Origin of the sequence: Streptomyces sp. CLV115 (assembly GCF_038448545.1) — a bacterium.
Taxonomy (GTDB): domain Bacteria; phylum Actinomycetota; class Actinomycetes; order Streptomycetales; family Streptomycetaceae; genus Streptomyces; species Streptomyces sanglieri.
Genome location: NZ_JBCEWQ010000186.1, coordinates 1 through 15,876 on the forward strand (window position 1 = coordinate 1; position 15,876 = coordinate 15,876).

A 15,876-nucleotide genomic window follows, 5' to 3' on the forward strand; every position below is an offset into this window, starting at 1 on the left:
CCCCGGCTCACCCCCTCGCGTTCCGGGCCGCGTCGAGGGTCGAATCCATGCCCTCCTGGAAACCACCCACGCCCCCTGGCTCACCCTCCTTGCGTTCCGGGCTGTGCCGAGGGGTGAATCCGTGCCCTCCTGGAAACCACCCACCGGCCGAAACCACCCACGCCCCCCGGCTCACCCAGGAACATTCCCGGACGCCCTGGAAACCACCCACCGGCCGAAGCCACCCACGCCCCCTGGCTCACCCTCCTTGCGTTCCGGGCTGTGCCGAGGGGTGAATCCGTGCCCTCCTGGAAACCACCCACGGGCCGAAACCACCCACGCCCCCTGGCTCACCCAGGAACATTCCGGGACGCCCTGGAAACCACCCACGGGCCGAAACCACCCACGCCCCCTGGCTCACCCAGGAACATTCCGGGACGCCCTGGAAACCACCCACCGGCCGAAACCATCCACGCCCCCCTGGCTCACCCTCCTTGCGTTCCGGGCTGTGCCGAGGGGTGAATCCGTGCCCTCCTGGAAACCACCCACCGGCCGAATCCACCCACGCCCCCCGGCTCACCCAGGAACATTCCGGGACGCCCTGGAAACCACCCACGGGCCGAAACCACCCACGCCCCCTGGCTCACCCAGGAACATTCCCGGACGCCCTGGAAACCACCCACGGGCCGAAACCATCCACGCCCCCCTGGCTCACCCTCCTTGCGTTCCGGGCTGTGCCGAGGGGTGAATCCGTGCCCTCCTGGAAACCATCCACGGGCCGAATCCACCCACGCCCCCTGGCTCACCCAGGAACATTCCGGGACGCCCTAGGGGCGTGAGCTGCGGCACACCTGCCGTATCGTTGAGGCGATCCACCGACAGATCGGCAGGGCAGTGCGCAGGGAACGGGCAGGAGGCGGCTGGTGACCGTCGACGACACGACCTCCGGTGCGGGCACACAGCCCCCGTCGGAACCCTCGGTCCACGCGACACCGCATCACGAAGTCGACCATACGGCGGAACCGACCGACGACCCCCTCGCGATCCGGCTGGAACAGCTGATCCTGGGCGCCGACCGTCGCTACACGCCGTTCCAGGCCGCCCGTACCGCCGGTGTCTCGATGGATCTGGCATCCAGGTTCTGGCGGGCCATGGGCTTCGCCGACATCGGGCAGGCCAAGGCACTCACCGAGGCCGATGTGCTGGCGCTGCGCCGGCTCGCCGGTCTCGTCGAGGCGGGGCTGCTCAGCGAGCCGATGGCGATCCAGGTGGCCCGGTCCACCGGGCAGACCACCGCCCGGCTGGCGGAGTGGCAGATCGATTCGTTCCTGGAGGGGCTGACCGAGCCGCCCGAGCCCGGAATGACCCGTACCGAGGTCACCTACCCGCTGGTCGAGCTGCTGCTTCCGGAGCTCCAGGAGTTCCTGGTCTACGTGTGGCGGCGCCAGCTGGCCGCCGCCACCGGACGGGTCGTGCAGGCCGCCGACGACGAGGAGATGGTCGACCGCCGGCTGGCCGTCGGCTTCGCCGACCTCGTCGGGTTCACCCGGCTGACCCGCCGGCTGGAGGAGGAGGAGCTCGGCGAGCTGGTCGAGGCCTTCGAGACCACCTCGGCCGACCTGGTGGCCGCCCACGGCGGCCGCCTCATCAAGACCCTCGGCGACGAGGTCCTCTTCGCCGCCGACGACGCGGGCACCGCGGCCGAGATCGCGCTGCGCCTGATCGAGGCGATGACCCAGGACGAGATCATGCCGGCGCTGCGCGTGGGCATCGCGTTCGGCACGGTCACCACCCGGATGGGCGATGTCTTCGGCACCACGGTGAACCTCGCCAGCCGGCTCACGTCGATAGCGCCGAAGGACGCCGTGCTGGTGGACGGAGCCTTCGCGGAGGAGCTGACCCGTACCGGCGAAGCCCCCGCCTCCGAGGCACAGGCGGCCGAGGAGGCCGCGGTGGCGGAGAAGGAGCGCCAGGAAGGCATGGAGCCGGTCGCGGCACCCAAGTACCGCTACGGGCTCCAGCCGATGTGGCAGCGCCCGGTGCGCGGGCTCGGCGTGGTGGAGCCCTGGCTGCTGGCCCGCCGCGGCACCTCCTGACCCGGCTGCCTGACCCGGCTCACGGGCCGTGCCTTTCGGTCCGTGAGGGCCGCCCCCCGACCACTGTCCGGGCCGCGCCATAGGATCCCTCCGGTAACGATCGTTAACCGGAGGGGTGCAGTCATGACCGTCACGTCCGAGCAGCGGTTCGGGGAATTCGTCGCCGTACGGGTCCACGAGCGCCAGGAGCACGTCGCCGAGCTGGTGCTCGACCGGCCCAGGGCGATGAACGCCGTCTCCACCGACATGGCCCGTTCGATCGCCGCCGCCTGCGCCGCGCTCGCCGCCGACCCCGGCGTACGGGTCACCGTCCTCACCTCCAGCCACGAGCGGGCCTTCTGTGTGGGTGCCGACCTGAAGGAGCGGAACTCCTTCACCGACGCCGAACTGCTGCGCCAGCGCCCGACCGCCCGCGCCGCGTACACCGGTGTGCTGGAACTGCCGATGCCGACGATCGCCGCCGTGCACGGCTTCGCGCTCGGCGGCGGGTTCGAGCTGGCGCTGTCCTGCGATCTGATCGTCGCCGACCGCACCGCCGTGGTCGGCCTGCCCGAGGTGTCGGTCGGGGTGATCCCGGGCGGTGGCGGCACGCAGTTGCTGCCGCGGCGGATCGGCGCCGCGCGCGCCGCCGAGCTGGTCTTCTCGGCCCGGCGGGTGGAGGCGGCCGAGGCGCTCGGACTCGGACTGGTCGACGAGCTGGTGGAGGCCGGACGGGACCGGACGGCCGCGCTGGCGCTCGCCGGCCGGATCGCCGCCAACTCCCCGGTGGGGCTGCGGGCCGCCAAGCGGGCGCTGCGGCTGGGCCACGGCCTCGATCTCCGGGCCGGACTCGAAGTCGAGGACGCCGCCTGGCGGTCGGTGGCCTTCTCCGGTGACCGGACCGAGGGCGTGGCCGCGTTCAACGAGAAGCGGAAGCCGAACTGGCCCGGCGAGTGACGCAGCGTGACGGCAGGTAATTGAATAGACACGCAGTGGAAGCAACTGGCGCCCCAAACTGATCAAATCACCACAAATCTACATAAGCTGTAGCGATGGGTGGTGATGATGCACGGCTGCGGGCCGTGGTTTCGCTTGCGCAGGCGATGGCGGCGGCACACACCCCGCGGGGGTCGTGGAGAGCGGCTGCGCTGGGGGCGTGCGAGGCGCTGGGCGGCAGCTTCGCCGCGCTCTCCGTGTGGGAGCGCGGGCGAGGTCGGCTGCGCGTGCTGGTGAACGCGGGTCAACGGGCCGAGGGGGAGGAGGAGTTCCCCGAGGCGGAGACGTATCCGGTGCACCAGTTCCCGGAGATCACCGAGTTCCTGCACGAACGGTGGGCCGGGGGCGGTGAACCGGACGCCTGGGTCGAGACCGCCGACGGCACGGTGGACGCGGACATGGACGCCGGGGTGCGGGAGTACGGGAGCGGCTACGGCCGGGAGCGGGTGGCCGCCCTGCGCCGGCGCGGGCGCGGCTGCTGCGTGATCGCGCCGATCGTGCTGCACGGGCGGGCCTGGGGCGAGCTGTACGTGGCCCGCCCGGTGGGGGCGCCGGTGTTCGGCCGGGCGGACGCGGACTTCGCGACCGTGCTGGCCGCGGTCGTCGCCGCGGGGATCTCCCAGGCCGAACGGCTCGAAGAGGTCCGCAAGCTCGCCTTCACCGACCCGCTCACCGGCCTGGCCAACCGCCGCGCCGTCGATGTGCGGCTCGACGAGGCGGTGGAGCGGCACCGGGCGGACGGGGCGGTGGTCAGCCTCGTCGTCTGCGACCTCAACGGGCTGAAGCAGGTCAACGACACCCACGGCCACGCGGTCGGCGACCGCCTGCTGGAACGTTTCGGCTCGGTGCTCTCCCGCTGCGGCGCCATGCTGCCCGGTGCGCTCGCGGCCCGGCTCGGCGGCGACGAGTTCTGTCTGCTCACGGTGGGCCCGGAGGCGGACGACGTGGTCCGGGTGGCCACCGAACTCTGCGAGCGGGCGGCCGAGTTGGAGCTGGGCGACGGAGTGGCGTGCGGGATCGCGTCGACCGGCGATCCGATCGGCCCGGTGGTCTCGGCGCGGCGGCTGTTCCGGCTGGCGGACGCGGCCCAGTACCGGGCGAAGGCGGCCCGCTCGGTCAAACCGGTGGTGGCGGGGCGCGACGGCGAGGTGATCCGGCTGGCCGACTCGCCGCCGAGGTCCCCGCACGACCGCCGCCACCTGCGCGGCAGCCGGCCCTGAGGGGCGCGTGAACCGGTAAGGGGTCAACCGCACGACCACTAGTGACATGAAGGGATTCAGTCCGTACGCTTCTGAATATGGATATGCATACAGTCGTGGTGGGGGCGTCCGGCACCACCGCTCAGGACGTCATCGCCGTGGCCCGCGGCAACGCCCGCGTCGAGCTCTCCGCAGCCGCCGTCGACGCGCTCGCCGCCGCCCGCGAGATCGTGGACGCGCTCGCCGCCAAGCCGGAGCCGGTGTACGGCGTGTCCACCGGATTCGGGGCGCTGGCCAGCCGGCACATCGGCCAGGACCTCCGCGCCCAGCTCCAGCGCAACATCGTCCGCTCGCACGCCGCCGGCATGGGCCCGCGCGTGGAGCGCGAGGTCGTCCGCGCGCTGATGTTCCTGCGGCTGAAGACGGTCGCCTCCGGGCACACCGGCGTACGCCCCGAGGTCGCGCAGACCATGGCCGACGTCCTCAACGCGGGCATCACGCCCGTGGTCCACGAGTACGGCTCGCTCGGCTGCTCCGGCGACCTGGCCCCGCTCTCGCACTGCGCCCTGACGCTGATGGGCGAGGGCGACGCGGAGGGGCCCGACGGCACCGTGCGCCCCGCCGGTGAACTGCTCGCCGCCCACGGGATCACCCCCGTCGAGCTGCGCGAGAAGGAGGGCCTTGCCCTCCTCAACGGCACCGACGGCATGCTCGGCATGCTCGTCATGGCCCTGGCCGACCTGAAGAGCCTCTACACCTCCGCCGACATCACCGCCGCCCTCTCCCTGGAAGCGCTGCTCGGCACGGACAAGGTGCTCGCCCCGGAACTGCACGCCATCCGCCCGCACCCGGGCCAGGGCGTCAGCGCCGACAACATGCTGCGGGTCCTCGCCGGCTCCGGCCTCACCGGCCACTTCCAGGAGGACGAGGCGCCGCGGGTGCAGGACGCCTACTCCGTACGCTGCGCCCCCCAGGTCAACGGCGCGGGCCGGGACACCCTCGACCACGCCGGGACCGTCGCGGCCCGCGAGCTGGCCTCCGCCGTCGACAACCCCGTCGTCCTTCCCGACGGCCGGGTCGAGTCCAACGGCAACTTCCACGGCGCCCCCGTCGCGTACGTACTCGACTTCCTGGCGATCGTCGCCGCCGACCTCGGCTCCATCACCGAGCGCCGTACCGACCGGCTGCTGGACAAGAACCGCTCGCACGGGCTGCCGCCGTTCCTCGCCGACGACGCCGGGGTGGACTCGGGGCTGATGATCGCCCAGTACACCCAGGCCGCCCTGGTCAGCGAGATGAAGCGGCTCGCCGTGCCCGCCTCGGCCGACTCGATCCCGTCCTCCGCGATGCAGGAGGACCACGTCTCCATGGGCTGGTCGGCGGCGCGCAAGCTCCGTACCGCCGTCGACAACCTCGCCCGGATCATCGCCGTCGAGCTGTACGCGGCGACCCGCGCCATCGAACTGCGCGCCGCCGGGGGCCTCACCCCCGCCCCCGCCTCGCAGGCCGCCATCGAGGCGCTGCGCGCCGCAGGGGTCCAGGGTCCGGGACCGGACCGCTTCCTGGCGCCGGACCTGGCCGCGGCGGACGCGTTCGTACGCGCGGGCAAGCTGGTCGAGGCGGTCGAGCCGGTGACGGGGCCGCTGGCCTAGGAGTCCTTCCGCGGCGGGCCGGGGGCCGGGCCCTACGCGTCGGCGCGGCGTGCCGAGTGGGTGACGAACGCCGCGCCGATGCCCAGGAACGCCACGCCGCCGATCAGATACGGGGTGGTGTCGATGCCCGTCCCGGTGTCGGCCAGCCTCGGACCGGCCGAGGTGTCCTCGGCGGCGACGGTGGTGGTGGTCGGTCCGCTCCGGCTGCCCGGTTCGTCCGTCGCGTTGGCCGACGGGACGAACCACAGGGCGGCCAGCAACGTGGCCGCGGCGGTGGCGGTCAGGAGCGGGCGGCGAGCGATGACCACGGAATGGATCCCCTTGTCACGGCCGTGAGTTAGTCATGAGCGCCGATGCTAGCGCCCCTCCGGTGAAAGCAGCGGGTCGCGGGAGGGCCGGGGGTGCGCGCGGCTTACGCTCCGGCTCATGAGCACTTCTGAGACATCACGCTTTGTTCGGCTTCGGGTGGACATGGTGCTGGAGATCACGGACCCCGCCGCCCTCAGCGGCACCGCCCTCGAATCGATCGCCGCCGAGTACGGGGAACCCGGCGGCGAGTCCGCCGAGGAACGCACGCGCGCCGAGAGCGCCGTACGGGAGGACGGCGCGGAGGCGCTGGCCTCCCTCATCGATCCGTTCGACCTGGTCGGCGAGGTGCCCGGGGTCGAGCTCGCGCAGGCCTCCTGGAGCAGCGAGACCGTCGACTACGACCCCGACGACCCGGACTCCTGGGACCTCGACGACGAGGACGGCGAGGAGGACGAGGACGAGGACGACGACGCCGGGAGCGGTGGCGACGTACCGCACAATGGGTGAGGACGACGACGGTCACGTCGCCGCGAGCGGCGGGACCGGCAGCTGGTGAACGGCACGGCCCCGGACCGTTTCGTACGCGGTCCGGGGCCGTGCCGTTCACCGGCGGCCCCTACGTGATCGGAGTAGGGAACCGCCGCAGCCGCGGACGCGTCGTTGAGTGTTGTTCCCCACATCTTTCGTGGATGTGGAACGGAGGACCCTTTCCATGGGTTCTAGGACCATTGACGGGTTTCGCCGTTCGACGGCGGTTGTGCTCGGGGTTTTTTGGGGATTCGGCAACGATGGAGAAGCTTGTGATGACGGACAGCAAGCGGCGCAGGGGCCTGATGGCCGCGTCCGCACTGCTCGGCGGCGTACTGGTGCTCACCGCCTGCAACGACAGCGGGGACAGCAGTGCCGAGGGCTCGAAGAAGTCGCAGGCTGCCGAGGTCGACAAGGCGGCGGCCCAGGACGCCTCGGAAGCCCAGATAGCGATCTCGCCGAAGAACGGCGCGACCAACGCGAGCATCAACAACGACGCCAAGGTCACCGTCGCCAAGGGCACGCTCTCCACGGTCACCATGACCACCGCGGCCGGAGACGCCGTCAAGGGCACGCTCTCCGCCGACGGCAAGAGCTGGAAGCCGGACGTCCAGCTGGAGCGCTCGACCACGTACAAGATCAGCGCGACGGCGAAGGACTCCAAGGGCCGCGAGGCGCACGAGAACTCCTCCTTCACCACCGTCTCGCCCGCCAACAGCTTCATCGGGAACTTCACCCCCGAGGACGGCTCCACGGTCGGCGTCGGCATGCCGGTCTCGATCAACTTCAACAAGGCGATCACGGACAAGAAGGCCGTCCAGGCCGGTATCACCGTGACGTCCAGCAGCGGCCAGCAGGTCGTCGGCCACTGGTTCAACTCGCAGCGTCTCGACCTGCGCCCCGAGAACTACTGGCAGGGCGGCTCCACCGTCACGCTGAAGCTGGCGCTGGACGGCGTCGAGGGCGCCGACGGCGTCTTCGGCGTGCAGCAGAAGACGGTCACCTTCAAGGTCGGCCGCAACCAGGTCTCGACGGTCGACGCCAACACGAAGATGATGACCGTCACCCAGGACGGCAAGACGATCAAGACCATCCCGATCTCGTCCGGCTCCTCCTCCAACCCCACGTACAACGGGCAGATGGTGATCTCCGAGAAGTTCAAGGAGACCCGGATGAACGGTGCGACGGTCGGCTTCACCGACGACGACGGCAAGGGCGAGTACGACATCAAGGACGTGCCGCACGCCATGCGGCTGTCCACCTCGGGCACCTTCATCCACGGCAACTACTGGGGCGCGCGGTCGATCTTCGGCAGCGCCAACACCAGCCACGGCTGTGTCGGCCTCGCCGACGTGAAGGGCGCGGGCGACGCCAACCAGCCCGCCGCCTGGTTCTACAACAACTCCCTCGTCGGCGACGTGGTCATCGTCAAGAACTCCCCGGACAAGACCATCACCCCCGACAACGGCCTCAACGGCTGGAACATGAGCTGGGCCGAGTGGACGGCGGGCTCCCAGGCCTGACCCGACCCCACGCGCCCCGCCCCGGCGCGGCCCGAACCCCGTACGCAGGCGGCGGCACCCGGATCCCCCTCGGATCCGCGGTGCCGCCGCCTCCGGCGTTCGTGAGCCTTCTCATCCGGCTCTCATCGTGGCCTCAACCCACCATCACGCCCGCTCCGTAGCTTCGCGCCATGTTCTTCACCTACCTCCGGCGCGAGCTGCGCCGTCGCAGAAAGGCGGCGCTGGTCGTCGCCTCGGGACTCGCGCTGGGCATAGCGCTGGTCATCGTCGTCAGCTCCGTCTCCACCGGCATGAGCCGGGCCCAGGACAAGGTCCTGGAATCGCTGTACGGCCTCGGTACGGACATGGCCGTCACCAAGGCCGCCGCCGCCCCCGGATCGGGCAGCGGGCGCCCGAAGTTCGAGTTCGACGCCAAGGGCGACGACGACGCGACGCAGAGCAGCGACCGGGTCATGGTCCAGGGCTTCCAGACGCTGGCCTCGTCGACCGTGTCCAGGATCGGCGGACAGAAGGGTGTGGCCGGTGCCGTCGGCGGACTCGGCCTCAACGTGATGAAGGTCGACGGCCAGTTCAAGCGCGGCGAGTTCAAGCAGGACGAGGGCGCGGGCCAGGGCGGCCGGAGCGGCCCCGGCGGCCAGGGCGGCACCGGGCAGCCGCAGGGCGAGGTCATGGGCGGCGGCGCCTCCTTCGACGTCAACTCCTACACGGTGTACGGAACCGACGTCGCCGAGCAGGGAATCGGCCCGCTGACCTCCTCGAAGATCACCGACGGCCGTACGTTCAAGACGTCCGAGACCGACGCGAAGGTCGCCGTGGTCGACTCCGCGTACGCCAAGGAGAAGAAGCTCGGCGTCGGCAAGAGCGTGACCGTTCACGGGACCACGTTCACGATCGTCGGGGTCTCGACCGCCGACAGCGGTGACGCGGCAGCCAACCTCTATGTCCCGCTGAAGCAGGCGCAGACCCTCGCCGGCTCCAAGGACAAGATCACCACGGTCTATGTGAAGGCCGCGGACTCGCAGCAGATCGACCAGGTCAAGGCCACCATCCAGAAGAACGTCCCCGGCACGACCGTCACCACCTCCGCCGATCTCGCCGACACCGTCTCCGGCTCGCTCTCCACCGCGTCCGACCTGGCCGCGGGCGTCGGCAAGTGGCTCTCGATCGTGGTGCTGGCCGCCGCCTTCCTGGTGGCCGGCCTGCTCACCTCCTCGGCGGTCAGCCGCCGGGTACGGGAGTTCGGCACCCTCAAGGCGCTCGGCTGGAAGAGCGGCCGGGTCACCCGCCAGGTCGTCGGCGAGGCTCTCGTCAACGGGCTGCTGGGCGGCGTGCTCGGCATCGGCATCGGTCTGGCCGGCGCGTACGCGGTCACCGCGATCAGCCCCACGCTCACCGCGCAGCTCGGCGGCGCGGGCGGCGGCATGGGCGGCGGCCGGTTCCTGGGCGGCCAGGGCGGACCGGGCAGGGCCGCCGCTTCCAAGACCCTCGACATCGCGCTGACCGCCCCCGTCTCGTTCTCCGTGATCCTGATCGCCGTCGCGCTGGCCGTGGCGGGCGGGCTGATCGCGGGAGGCTTCGGCGGCTGGCGGGCCTCCCGGCTGCGGCCGGCCGACGCCCTGCGCCGCGTCGAATGACCCGCACGGTCCGCGGCCTTCCCGCCCGTGCCCCCATCTCCCCCCAGTACAAACGGAGTTGACCCATGTACACGCTCAGGGACGTCACCAAGCGCTATGCGCGCGGCAAGTCCACCGTCGACGCGCTCGCCGGTGTCGATCTGACCCTCGAGGACGGCGGCCGGCTGGTCATCCAGGGCCCCACCGGCGGCGGCAAGTCCACCCTGCTGCAGATGCTGGGCGGCCTGGACCGCCCCACGAGCGGCAGCGTCGAACTCGACGGCGTCGACCTCGCGAAGCTCAGCGAGGCCAAGCTCACCAAGGTGCGTGCCGAGAACATCGGGTTCGTCTTCCAGGGCTTCAACCTCATCCCGACGCTCACCGCCCAGGAGAACGTCGAGACCGCGCTCGTACCGCTCGGCGGTGGGGCGGCCGAGCGCCGGAAGCGGGCCGCCGAGGCGCTGGAGTCCGTGGGGCTCGGCGAACGGCTCGGACATCTGCCCGGCGAGATGTCCGGGGGCCAGCAGCAGCGGGTGGCGATCGCCCGGGCACTGGTCAAGCGGCCGAAGGTGCTGCTCGCCGACGAGCCCACCGGCAACCTCGACGAGGCGATGCGCGACGAGGTCATGGAGGTGCTGGAGACCATGTGGAAGGAGCACGGCCTGACCTTCGTCATGGTCACGCACGACAGCGCCATCGCCCGGCGGGCGCCCCGGCTCGCGACCATCCGCAAGGGCCGGGTCACCATCACGGAGAACGCGGCGGCCTGACAGAGGAGTCGGGACATACGGGGCCGGGACACCGGGCCCGGGGCAGGGGCTCGCGAGGCCCGGGGTCCGGGAGGGCGCTTGCCGGGGCCGGTCCGGGCCGGTGGGCGCGGGCCGGTCTCAGTGATGGGTGGGCGCGGTGGCCGCGACGGCGGTCCGGTGGGCGGTGAGGTCGCTGTGACGGACCTGGCGCAGGCCCAGCGGATCGGCGTGCAGCTCACCGTTCCCCCCGTTCCAGAGCGAGGTACGGGGCAGGGCGCCGGGGCCCGAGAGGAGCGAGCGCAGCCCGTACCAGGGTTGCAGCGGCAGCCAGCAGAGCCCGTACAGCCAGCGCAGCAGCAGTGACCAGGGCCCCGGGCGTCCGGCGTCGGGCAGTCTGACCACCCGTATCCCCATGATCAGCTTGCCCGCGCCGGCCCCGGTGAGCGCGGTGAGGACCACATGGTTGAGGAACGAGAACGCGAGCGCCGGGCCGAGCAGCAGGCCGGCCGCCTCGGTGACCCCGGCCGTGTCCACGTACGGCCGGGCGAGTAAGCCGACGGTGACCAGGCAGAGGTAGCAGTCGAGGCCGACGGCGAGATAGCGGCGCATGTCGCCCGCACGCGGAGGTACCCGCGCGGCGTGCGGGGCCGCCGGGTACCCCGGTGCGGGCGGGAGGGCCGGGCGGGGCGTCGGCAGAGGTGCTCCGGGGAGGTTCCGGGTACGTCCCGTCCCCCGTGAAATTGTCATGACGGCATCATGTCTGATGAGCCGTCACCGTGCCCCCGGGAAACGTGTGTACGCCGTCCGCCGGCCCGCACTAGTCTCGCAGTCATGACCGCCGCCATCACCGCCATGATCACCGCAGTGGTCGGAGTGCTCGGCACCCTCCTCGCCCCGGTGTTCGTACAGCGGCTGAGCGTGCGCCAGCGCGCCGAGGAAACCCGACTGGCGGACGAACGAAGGAAGTTCGAGGAGCGGCGCACCCAGTACACGGCCATGAACCGGGCCTCCCGGCAGTTCCACACCCTCCTCAAGGACGCCCTGCACCGCATCCGCGACGACGTCTACACCGAGCAGGAACGCAACCAGCTCGAAGAGGCCCGCCTGGACCACCGCGACCGCTACGCCGAGGCGCAGATGATCGTTCCCGAGCGGATACTCCAGGCGTCCCGCGACCTCAACCGGGTGCTCGCCGGCGGTGACGCCGTCGTCAAGCGCCTGGACCGGGGGGTGCCCCGCGAAGGCGAGAATGTGGAACGGGCCCTGGAGAACCTGAAGGCGGCCGACCCCCGCCTCGACACGATGCGGCAGCTGATGCGCCAGGACCTCGGCGTCGCGGACTGACCCCGGGGGACGGCCCGCGGGGCCCGGCGCAGAGCCTGCTGCGGTCCGCCCCGAACCGCCTCGCCGGGCCCGCCCCGCCAGGCCTGGTCTGCCTCGCCGGGCCCACCGAGCCCGATCCGCCTCTCCAGGCACACCAGGCCCACCAGGCCCACCAGCACCGGTCCGCCCTCTCCCCGCCCGGTCCGCACTCTCCTTTCCCCGCCCCGTCCCGGCCGCTCAGCAGGACGTGAACGGCCACGGCCGGTAGCGCGAATCCAGCCGGTACTCCCCGGCCCGCCGCACCGTCAGCCGGATCCACTCGCCGTCCCGCCGCAGGCACCCGCCGCCGTCGGCCCGCAGCCACGGCGAGTGGGCGATCCGTACCGTCACCGAACCGGCGGCGGGCATCCGTACCACCAGGGAGGCATCGTCCCCGCGTACGGCCGAGCCCGGCGCGGAGACCAGGGGCACGGCCCCGCGCACCCGGTAGATCCGCCACCCGGCGTCCCGCCACACCGGCTCCAGCCAGTCGGTGCCGCGCCGGACGATCCGCGCCTCCGCCTCGGCCGGTCCGTCCGGCCTGCCGTCGTGCAGCACGACCAGGCCCACGCCCCACCGGTCCAGCCAGGCCCGGTACGCCGCAGGGGCCGGCCGTCCCTCGTAGAACAGCCGCCCGCGCTCCACGTCGAGCTGCCGGTTCCAGCCGCGCGCCATGTTCACGTACGGAGCGAGTACGGTCGCCTCGCGGTGGTTGCGGGCCGGTACGACCTCCACCCGGGTCCGCCCGGCGCCGAGCCGGCGCAGCTCGGCGACCAGCCCGTCGGTGTGCTCCGCCCAGGCGGGCACGGAGGTCGAGACCCGCAGGTCGTCGTCGGTCTTGTCGATCAGCCAGCCCGTGTTGTACACCAGCATCCCGGCGAGCAGCAGGGCCCGCGCCCGTACCGGTGCCCCGCCCCGCGCCCACCGGGGCAGGACGGACACCAGCGCCGCCAGCAGTACGGGCGGGCCGGCCACCCCCACCAGCCGCTCGACGTTCGACCCGATCGGCGAGGCGACCAGGAAGGTCAGGACGACGCCGGCCGCGTACACCGCGCCCGCGAACCGGACCACCCGCAGGCCGCCCCCGCGCGGCGCCGCGAACCACAGCGCCGCGCACGCCGCCAGCGGCATCCACAACTTGCCCGCCGCCATGGGCTGTTCACCCGTGAACGGGAACACCAGCGTCGTCGCGGCCACCACCACGACCGGCGGTACGACGAGCCCGGCCGCCCGCCGCCACCGCCGGTCCAGCCCGTACGCCGCGCCCGCCACCACCAGGAACAGCCCGGCCACCGGGCTCGCCGCCGTGGCCAGCGCCGCGCAGCCCGCCGCGACGCCCGCCCGGCGCCGCACGTACAGCAGCGCGACCAGGCCGATCGCGACGCCCAGCGCGAACGTGGCGCGCCCGGACGCGACATTGCACCAGAGGGTCAGCGAACCGAGCACCGCGACCGCGACCGGCCACCGCACCCCGCTCCGCACACAGAGCCGCCCCAGCGCCCACGACCCGCCGATCCCGGCGGCCACGGTCACCGCCCGCACCCCGAACACCGCCATGAGCGGCGGTGTCAGCAGGCTGTAGTTCGCGGTGTGCGTCCCTCCGTACCAGGAGAGGTTGTACGCGGACGCCGGATGCCGGGAGGCGAAACCGGCCCAGGCGAGCTGCGCCGCCAGATCACCGCCGCCGGTCGCCAGCACCAGCGCCCACAGCACGTACAGCGGCACCACGACGAGCACCGCGATCCCCGGCACCCGCCACCGCCCCGGGCCCCCGGCCGCACCGGCGAACGCCCGGCCGTCCTCGCACCCCTCGTCGCGCCCGTCCTCCGGCCCGTCCTCCCGGTCGCGTTCCTTCCCGGGCGGTGCGGTGCTCTCGGTGATCCCCACCCGGCGAACCCTAGTGGGGCCGTCCGGACCGGGCCGGGACCCCGGCGCACGGACCGGTGGTACAGCTGGCTACACCACGGAACCGGGGGATCGGCCCCTCGTGGCGACCGCCGCCCGTTGAAAGAATGGAGACATCACCCGGCCGGAGGACATCACCGGACCACCCACACGGAGGAACTCCATGAAGGTACTGCTCTGGTTCGTGCTCTGCGCCGCGTTCGCCGCGAACCTCTCGCTCAACCTGATGGAGAACAACGCTCTGCACATCGTGCTGAGCGTGGTCTCGGGGCTGGTCGTCCTCGCGTCCGGAACGGGGCTGTGGATGCTGCGCCGCGAGGCGCGCGCGTAGCGGCCGCATCTCTTGCGCCGGTCCCCTTGAAAGGATCTCCTGAGCTACTGGGACAATGGGTGGGCCACAACGGTTCTGTACGTCGCTTCCGTGAGCCGCAGAGCGTGCGATGTCTGGGCGACGCCCTCAATGGGGAGGGGGGACCGCCGGCGCCCCCGGGACGGGGGCGTCTTCGCGCGCATGCCCACCGACGGAAGGTCTTGACCTGATGCAGGCCACCCCTGATTCCGTAACCCCGCACGCCACCGAGAGCCGCGTCATCGAGCCGCTGTACGCCGAGATCCTCCGGCGCAACCAGGGCGAGAAGGAATTCCACCAGGCGGTACGGGAGGTCCTGGAGACCCTCGGCCCGGTCCTCGCGAAGCGACCCGAGTTCGTGGACGCCAGGATCATCGAGCGCGTCTGCGAGCCGGAGCGCCAGCTCATCTTCCGGGTGCCGTGGTCGGACGACTCCGGCGACATCCACGTCAACCGCGGCTTCCGGGTCGAGTTCTCCAGCTCGCTGGGCCCGTACAAGGGCGGACTGCGCTTCCACCCCTCGGTCAACCTCGGCATCGTGAAGTTCCTCGGCTTCGAGCAGATCTTCAAGAACGCGCTCACCGGCATGCCCATCGGCGGCGGCAAGGGCGGCGCGGACTTCGACCCCAAGGGCCGCTCGGACGCCGAGATCATGCGGTTCTGCCAGTCGTTCATGACCGAGCTCCACCGCCACCTCGGTGAGTACACCGACGTCCCCGCCGGTGACATCGGCGTCGGCGGCCGGGAGATCGGCTACCTGTTCGGCCAGTACAAGCGGATCACCAACCGCTACGAGTCCGGCGTCCTCACCGGAAAGGGCCTCGGCTGGGGCGGCGCCCAGGCACGCACCGAGGCGACCGGCTACGGCTGTGTCATGTTCACCGCCGAGATGCTGCGCAGCCGGGGCGAGTCCCTCGACGGCCAGCGCATCGTCGTCTCCGGCTCGGGCAATGTCGCGATCTACGCGATCGAGAAGGCCCAGCAGCTCGGCGCGACCGTGCTGACCTGCTCCGACTCCGACGGCTACATCGTGGACGAGAAGGGCATCGACCTCGCCCTCCTCAAGGAGATCAAGGAGGCCGGCCGTGGCCGCGTCTCCGAGTACGCGGAACGCCGCGGCGAGCACGTCAAGTACGTCCCCGGCACCGGCGTCTGGAGCGTCCCCTGCGACGTGGCCCTGCCCTGCGCCACCCAGAACGAGCTCCACGAGGCCGACGCGCTGGCCCTGGTGCGCAACGGTGTGAAGGCGGTCGCCGAGGGCGCCAACATGCCCACCACGCCGGAGGCCGTACGCGTCCTCCAGGAGGCGGGCGTCGCCTTCGCCCCCGGCAAGGCGGCCAACGCGGGCGGTGTGGCCACCAGCGCCCTGGAGATGCAGCAGAACGCCTCGCGTGACTCCTGGACCTTCTCCCACACCGAGGAGCGCCTCGCGGAGATCATGCGCCACATCCACGACTCCTGCTACACCACCGCGGAGCGCTACGGCAGCCCCGGCAACTACGTGGTCGGCGCCAACATCGCCGGCTTCGAGCTGGTCGCGGACGCGATGCTGGCCCAGGGCCTGATCTGATCCGGCACCCCTGACGCGCCTGTGGCCCGAGCACGGCGACGAGGTCATGGCCGCCCAGGACCGGAAC

The 15,876-nt window shown here is 71.9% G+C and carries 14 protein-coding genes; 11 read left to right on the top strand and 3 right to left on the bottom strand.

Going from position 1 to position 15,876, the window contains the following annotated elements:
* Window positions 1-902: 902 nt before the first annotated feature.
* From AADR41_RS36760 to hutH, 4 genes are all read left to right on the top strand, one after another.
* Window positions 903-2,075, top strand: coding sequence for an adenylate/guanylate cyclase domain-containing protein (locus tag AADR41_RS36760; protein ID WP_342286374.1), 1,173 nt, complete (start codon window positions 903-905; stop codon window positions 2,073-2,075).
* Between the two features lie 123 nt (window positions 2,076-2,198).
* Window positions 2,199-3,011, top strand: a complete 813-nt coding sequence (locus AADR41_RS36765) for an enoyl-CoA hydratase/isomerase family protein (RefSeq protein ID WP_342286376.1) — start codon at window positions 2,199-2,201, stop codon at window positions 3,009-3,011.
* A 95-nt stretch (window positions 3,012-3,106) separates the two neighbouring features.
* Window positions 3,107-4,270, top strand: a complete 1,164-nt coding sequence (locus AADR41_RS36770) for a GGDEF domain-containing protein (protein WP_342286377.1) — start codon at window positions 3,107-3,109, stop codon at window positions 4,268-4,270.
* 77 nt (window positions 4,271-4,347) lie between these two features.
* The gene (hutH, locus tag AADR41_RS36775) at window positions 4,348-5,901 is read left to right on the top strand and encodes a histidine ammonia-lyase (RefSeq protein ID WP_342286379.1); all 1,554 of its coding nucleotides are present in this window, start codon (window positions 4,348-4,350) and stop codon (window positions 5,899-5,901) included.
* 32 nt (window positions 5,902-5,933) lie between these two features.
* Here the strand turns inward: hutH and AADR41_RS36780 are convergent, their stop codons facing one another.
* Window positions 5,934-6,209, bottom strand: coding sequence for a hypothetical protein (locus tag AADR41_RS36780; RefSeq protein ID WP_342286380.1), 276 nt, complete (start codon window positions 6,207-6,209; stop codon window positions 5,934-5,936).
* 118 nt (window positions 6,210-6,327) lie between these two features.
* Between AADR41_RS36780 and AADR41_RS36785 the strand changes: the two genes are divergently transcribed.
* The 4 genes from AADR41_RS36785 (at window position 6,328) to AADR41_RS36800 (ending at window position 10,644) form a co-directional block, all read left to right on the top strand.
* Window positions 6,328-6,717 (top strand): hypothetical protein, encoded by a 390-nt coding sequence (locus AADR41_RS36785; RefSeq protein WP_342286381.1) that lies wholly within the window; start codon window positions 6,328-6,330, stop codon window positions 6,715-6,717.
* A 296-nt stretch (window positions 6,718-7,013) separates the two neighbouring features.
* On the top strand, window positions 7,014-8,261 hold the full coding sequence (locus AADR41_RS36790) for a L,D-transpeptidase (RefSeq protein WP_342286382.1): 1,248 nt from the start codon (window positions 7,014-7,016) through the stop codon (window positions 8,259-8,261).
* 170 nt (window positions 8,262-8,431) lie between these two features.
* Window positions 8,432-9,895 carry an ABC transporter permease gene (locus AADR41_RS36795; RefSeq protein ID WP_342286383.1) on the top strand — a complete coding sequence of 488 codons (1,464 nt, stop codon included), beginning with the start codon at window positions 8,432-8,434 and terminating at the stop codon, window positions 9,893-9,895.
* A gap of 65 nt (window positions 9,896-9,960) precedes the next feature.
* A complete protein-coding gene (locus tag AADR41_RS36800; protein ID WP_342286385.1) occupies window positions 9,961-10,644 on the top strand; it encodes an ABC transporter ATP-binding protein in 684 nt (227 codons plus the stop codon).
* Window positions 10,645-10,761: 117 nt separating this feature from the next.
* Here the strand turns inward: AADR41_RS36800 and AADR41_RS36805 are convergent, their stop codons facing one another.
* Complete coding sequence (locus tag AADR41_RS36805) at window positions 10,762-11,370, bottom strand: RDD family protein (RefSeq protein ID WP_342286387.1); 609 nt, start codon at window positions 11,368-11,370, stop codon at window positions 10,762-10,764.
* Between the two features lie 84 nt (window positions 11,371-11,454).
* Between AADR41_RS36805 and AADR41_RS36810 the strand changes: the two genes are divergently transcribed.
* Window positions 11,455-11,967, top strand: a complete 513-nt coding sequence (locus tag AADR41_RS36810) for a hypothetical protein (protein ID WP_342286388.1) — start codon at window positions 11,455-11,457, stop codon at window positions 11,965-11,967.
* Between the two features lie 216 nt (window positions 11,968-12,183).
* Here AADR41_RS36810 and AADR41_RS36815 read toward each other — a convergent pair whose 3' ends face one another.
* On the bottom strand, window positions 12,184-13,737 hold the full coding sequence (locus AADR41_RS36815; RefSeq protein WP_342286394.1) for a hypothetical protein: 1,554 nt from the start codon (window positions 13,735-13,737) through the stop codon (window positions 12,184-12,186).
* Between the two features lie 316 nt (window positions 13,738-14,053).
* On the opposite strand from AADR41_RS36815, the gene AADR41_RS36820 reads away from it, so the two are divergent.
* Complete coding sequence (locus AADR41_RS36820; protein WP_342286390.1) at window positions 14,054-14,221, top strand: hypothetical protein; 168 nt, start codon at window positions 14,054-14,056, stop codon at window positions 14,219-14,221.
* 208 nt (window positions 14,222-14,429) lie between these two features.
* Entirely contained in the window at window positions 14,430-15,809 is a 1,380-nt protein-coding gene (gene gdhA, locus AADR41_RS36825) for an NADP-specific glutamate dehydrogenase (RefSeq protein ID WP_342286392.1), read from the top strand.
* The last annotated feature ends 67 nt before the right edge of the window (window positions 15,810-15,876 follow it).

Excerpts from the sequence above, each read along its gene's own strand:
- hutH (WP_342286379.1), top strand. The coding sequence starts at position 4,348 with ATGGATATGCATACAGTCGTGGTGGGGGCGTCCGGCACCACCGCTCAG.
- AADR41_RS36800 (WP_342286385.1), top strand. The coding sequence starts at position 9,961 with ATGTACACGCTCAGGGACGTCACCAAGCGCTATGCGCGCGGCAAGTCC.
- AADR41_RS36805 (WP_342286387.1), bottom strand. The coding sequence starts at position 11,370 with ATGACAATTTCACGGGGGACGGGACGTACCCGGAACCTCCCCGGAGCA.
- AADR41_RS36810 (WP_342286388.1), top strand. The coding sequence starts at position 11,455 with ATGACCGCCGCCATCACCGCCATGATCACCGCAGTGGTCGGAGTGCTC.
- AADR41_RS36790 (WP_342286382.1), top strand. The coding sequence starts at position 7,014 with ATGACGGACAGCAAGCGGCGCAGGGGCCTGATGGCCGCGTCCGCACTG.
- gdhA (WP_342286392.1), top strand. The coding sequence starts at position 14,430 with ATGCAGGCCACCCCTGATTCCGTAACCCCGCACGCCACCGAGAGCCGC.
- AADR41_RS36785 (WP_342286381.1), top strand. The coding sequence starts at position 6,328 with ATGAGCACTTCTGAGACATCACGCTTTGTTCGGCTTCGGGTGGACATG.
- AADR41_RS36820 (WP_342286390.1), top strand. The coding sequence starts at position 14,054 with ATGAAGGTACTGCTCTGGTTCGTGCTCTGCGCCGCGTTCGCCGCGAAC.
- AADR41_RS36765 (WP_342286376.1), top strand. The coding sequence starts at position 2,199 with ATGACCGTCACGTCCGAGCAGCGGTTCGGGGAATTCGTCGCCGTACGG.
- AADR41_RS36795 (WP_342286383.1), top strand. The coding sequence starts at position 8,432 with ATGTTCTTCACCTACCTCCGGCGCGAGCTGCGCCGTCGCAGAAAGGCG.
- AADR41_RS36770 (WP_342286377.1), top strand. The coding sequence starts at position 3,107 with ATGGGTGGTGATGATGCACGGCTGCGGGCCGTGGTTTCGCTTGCGCAG.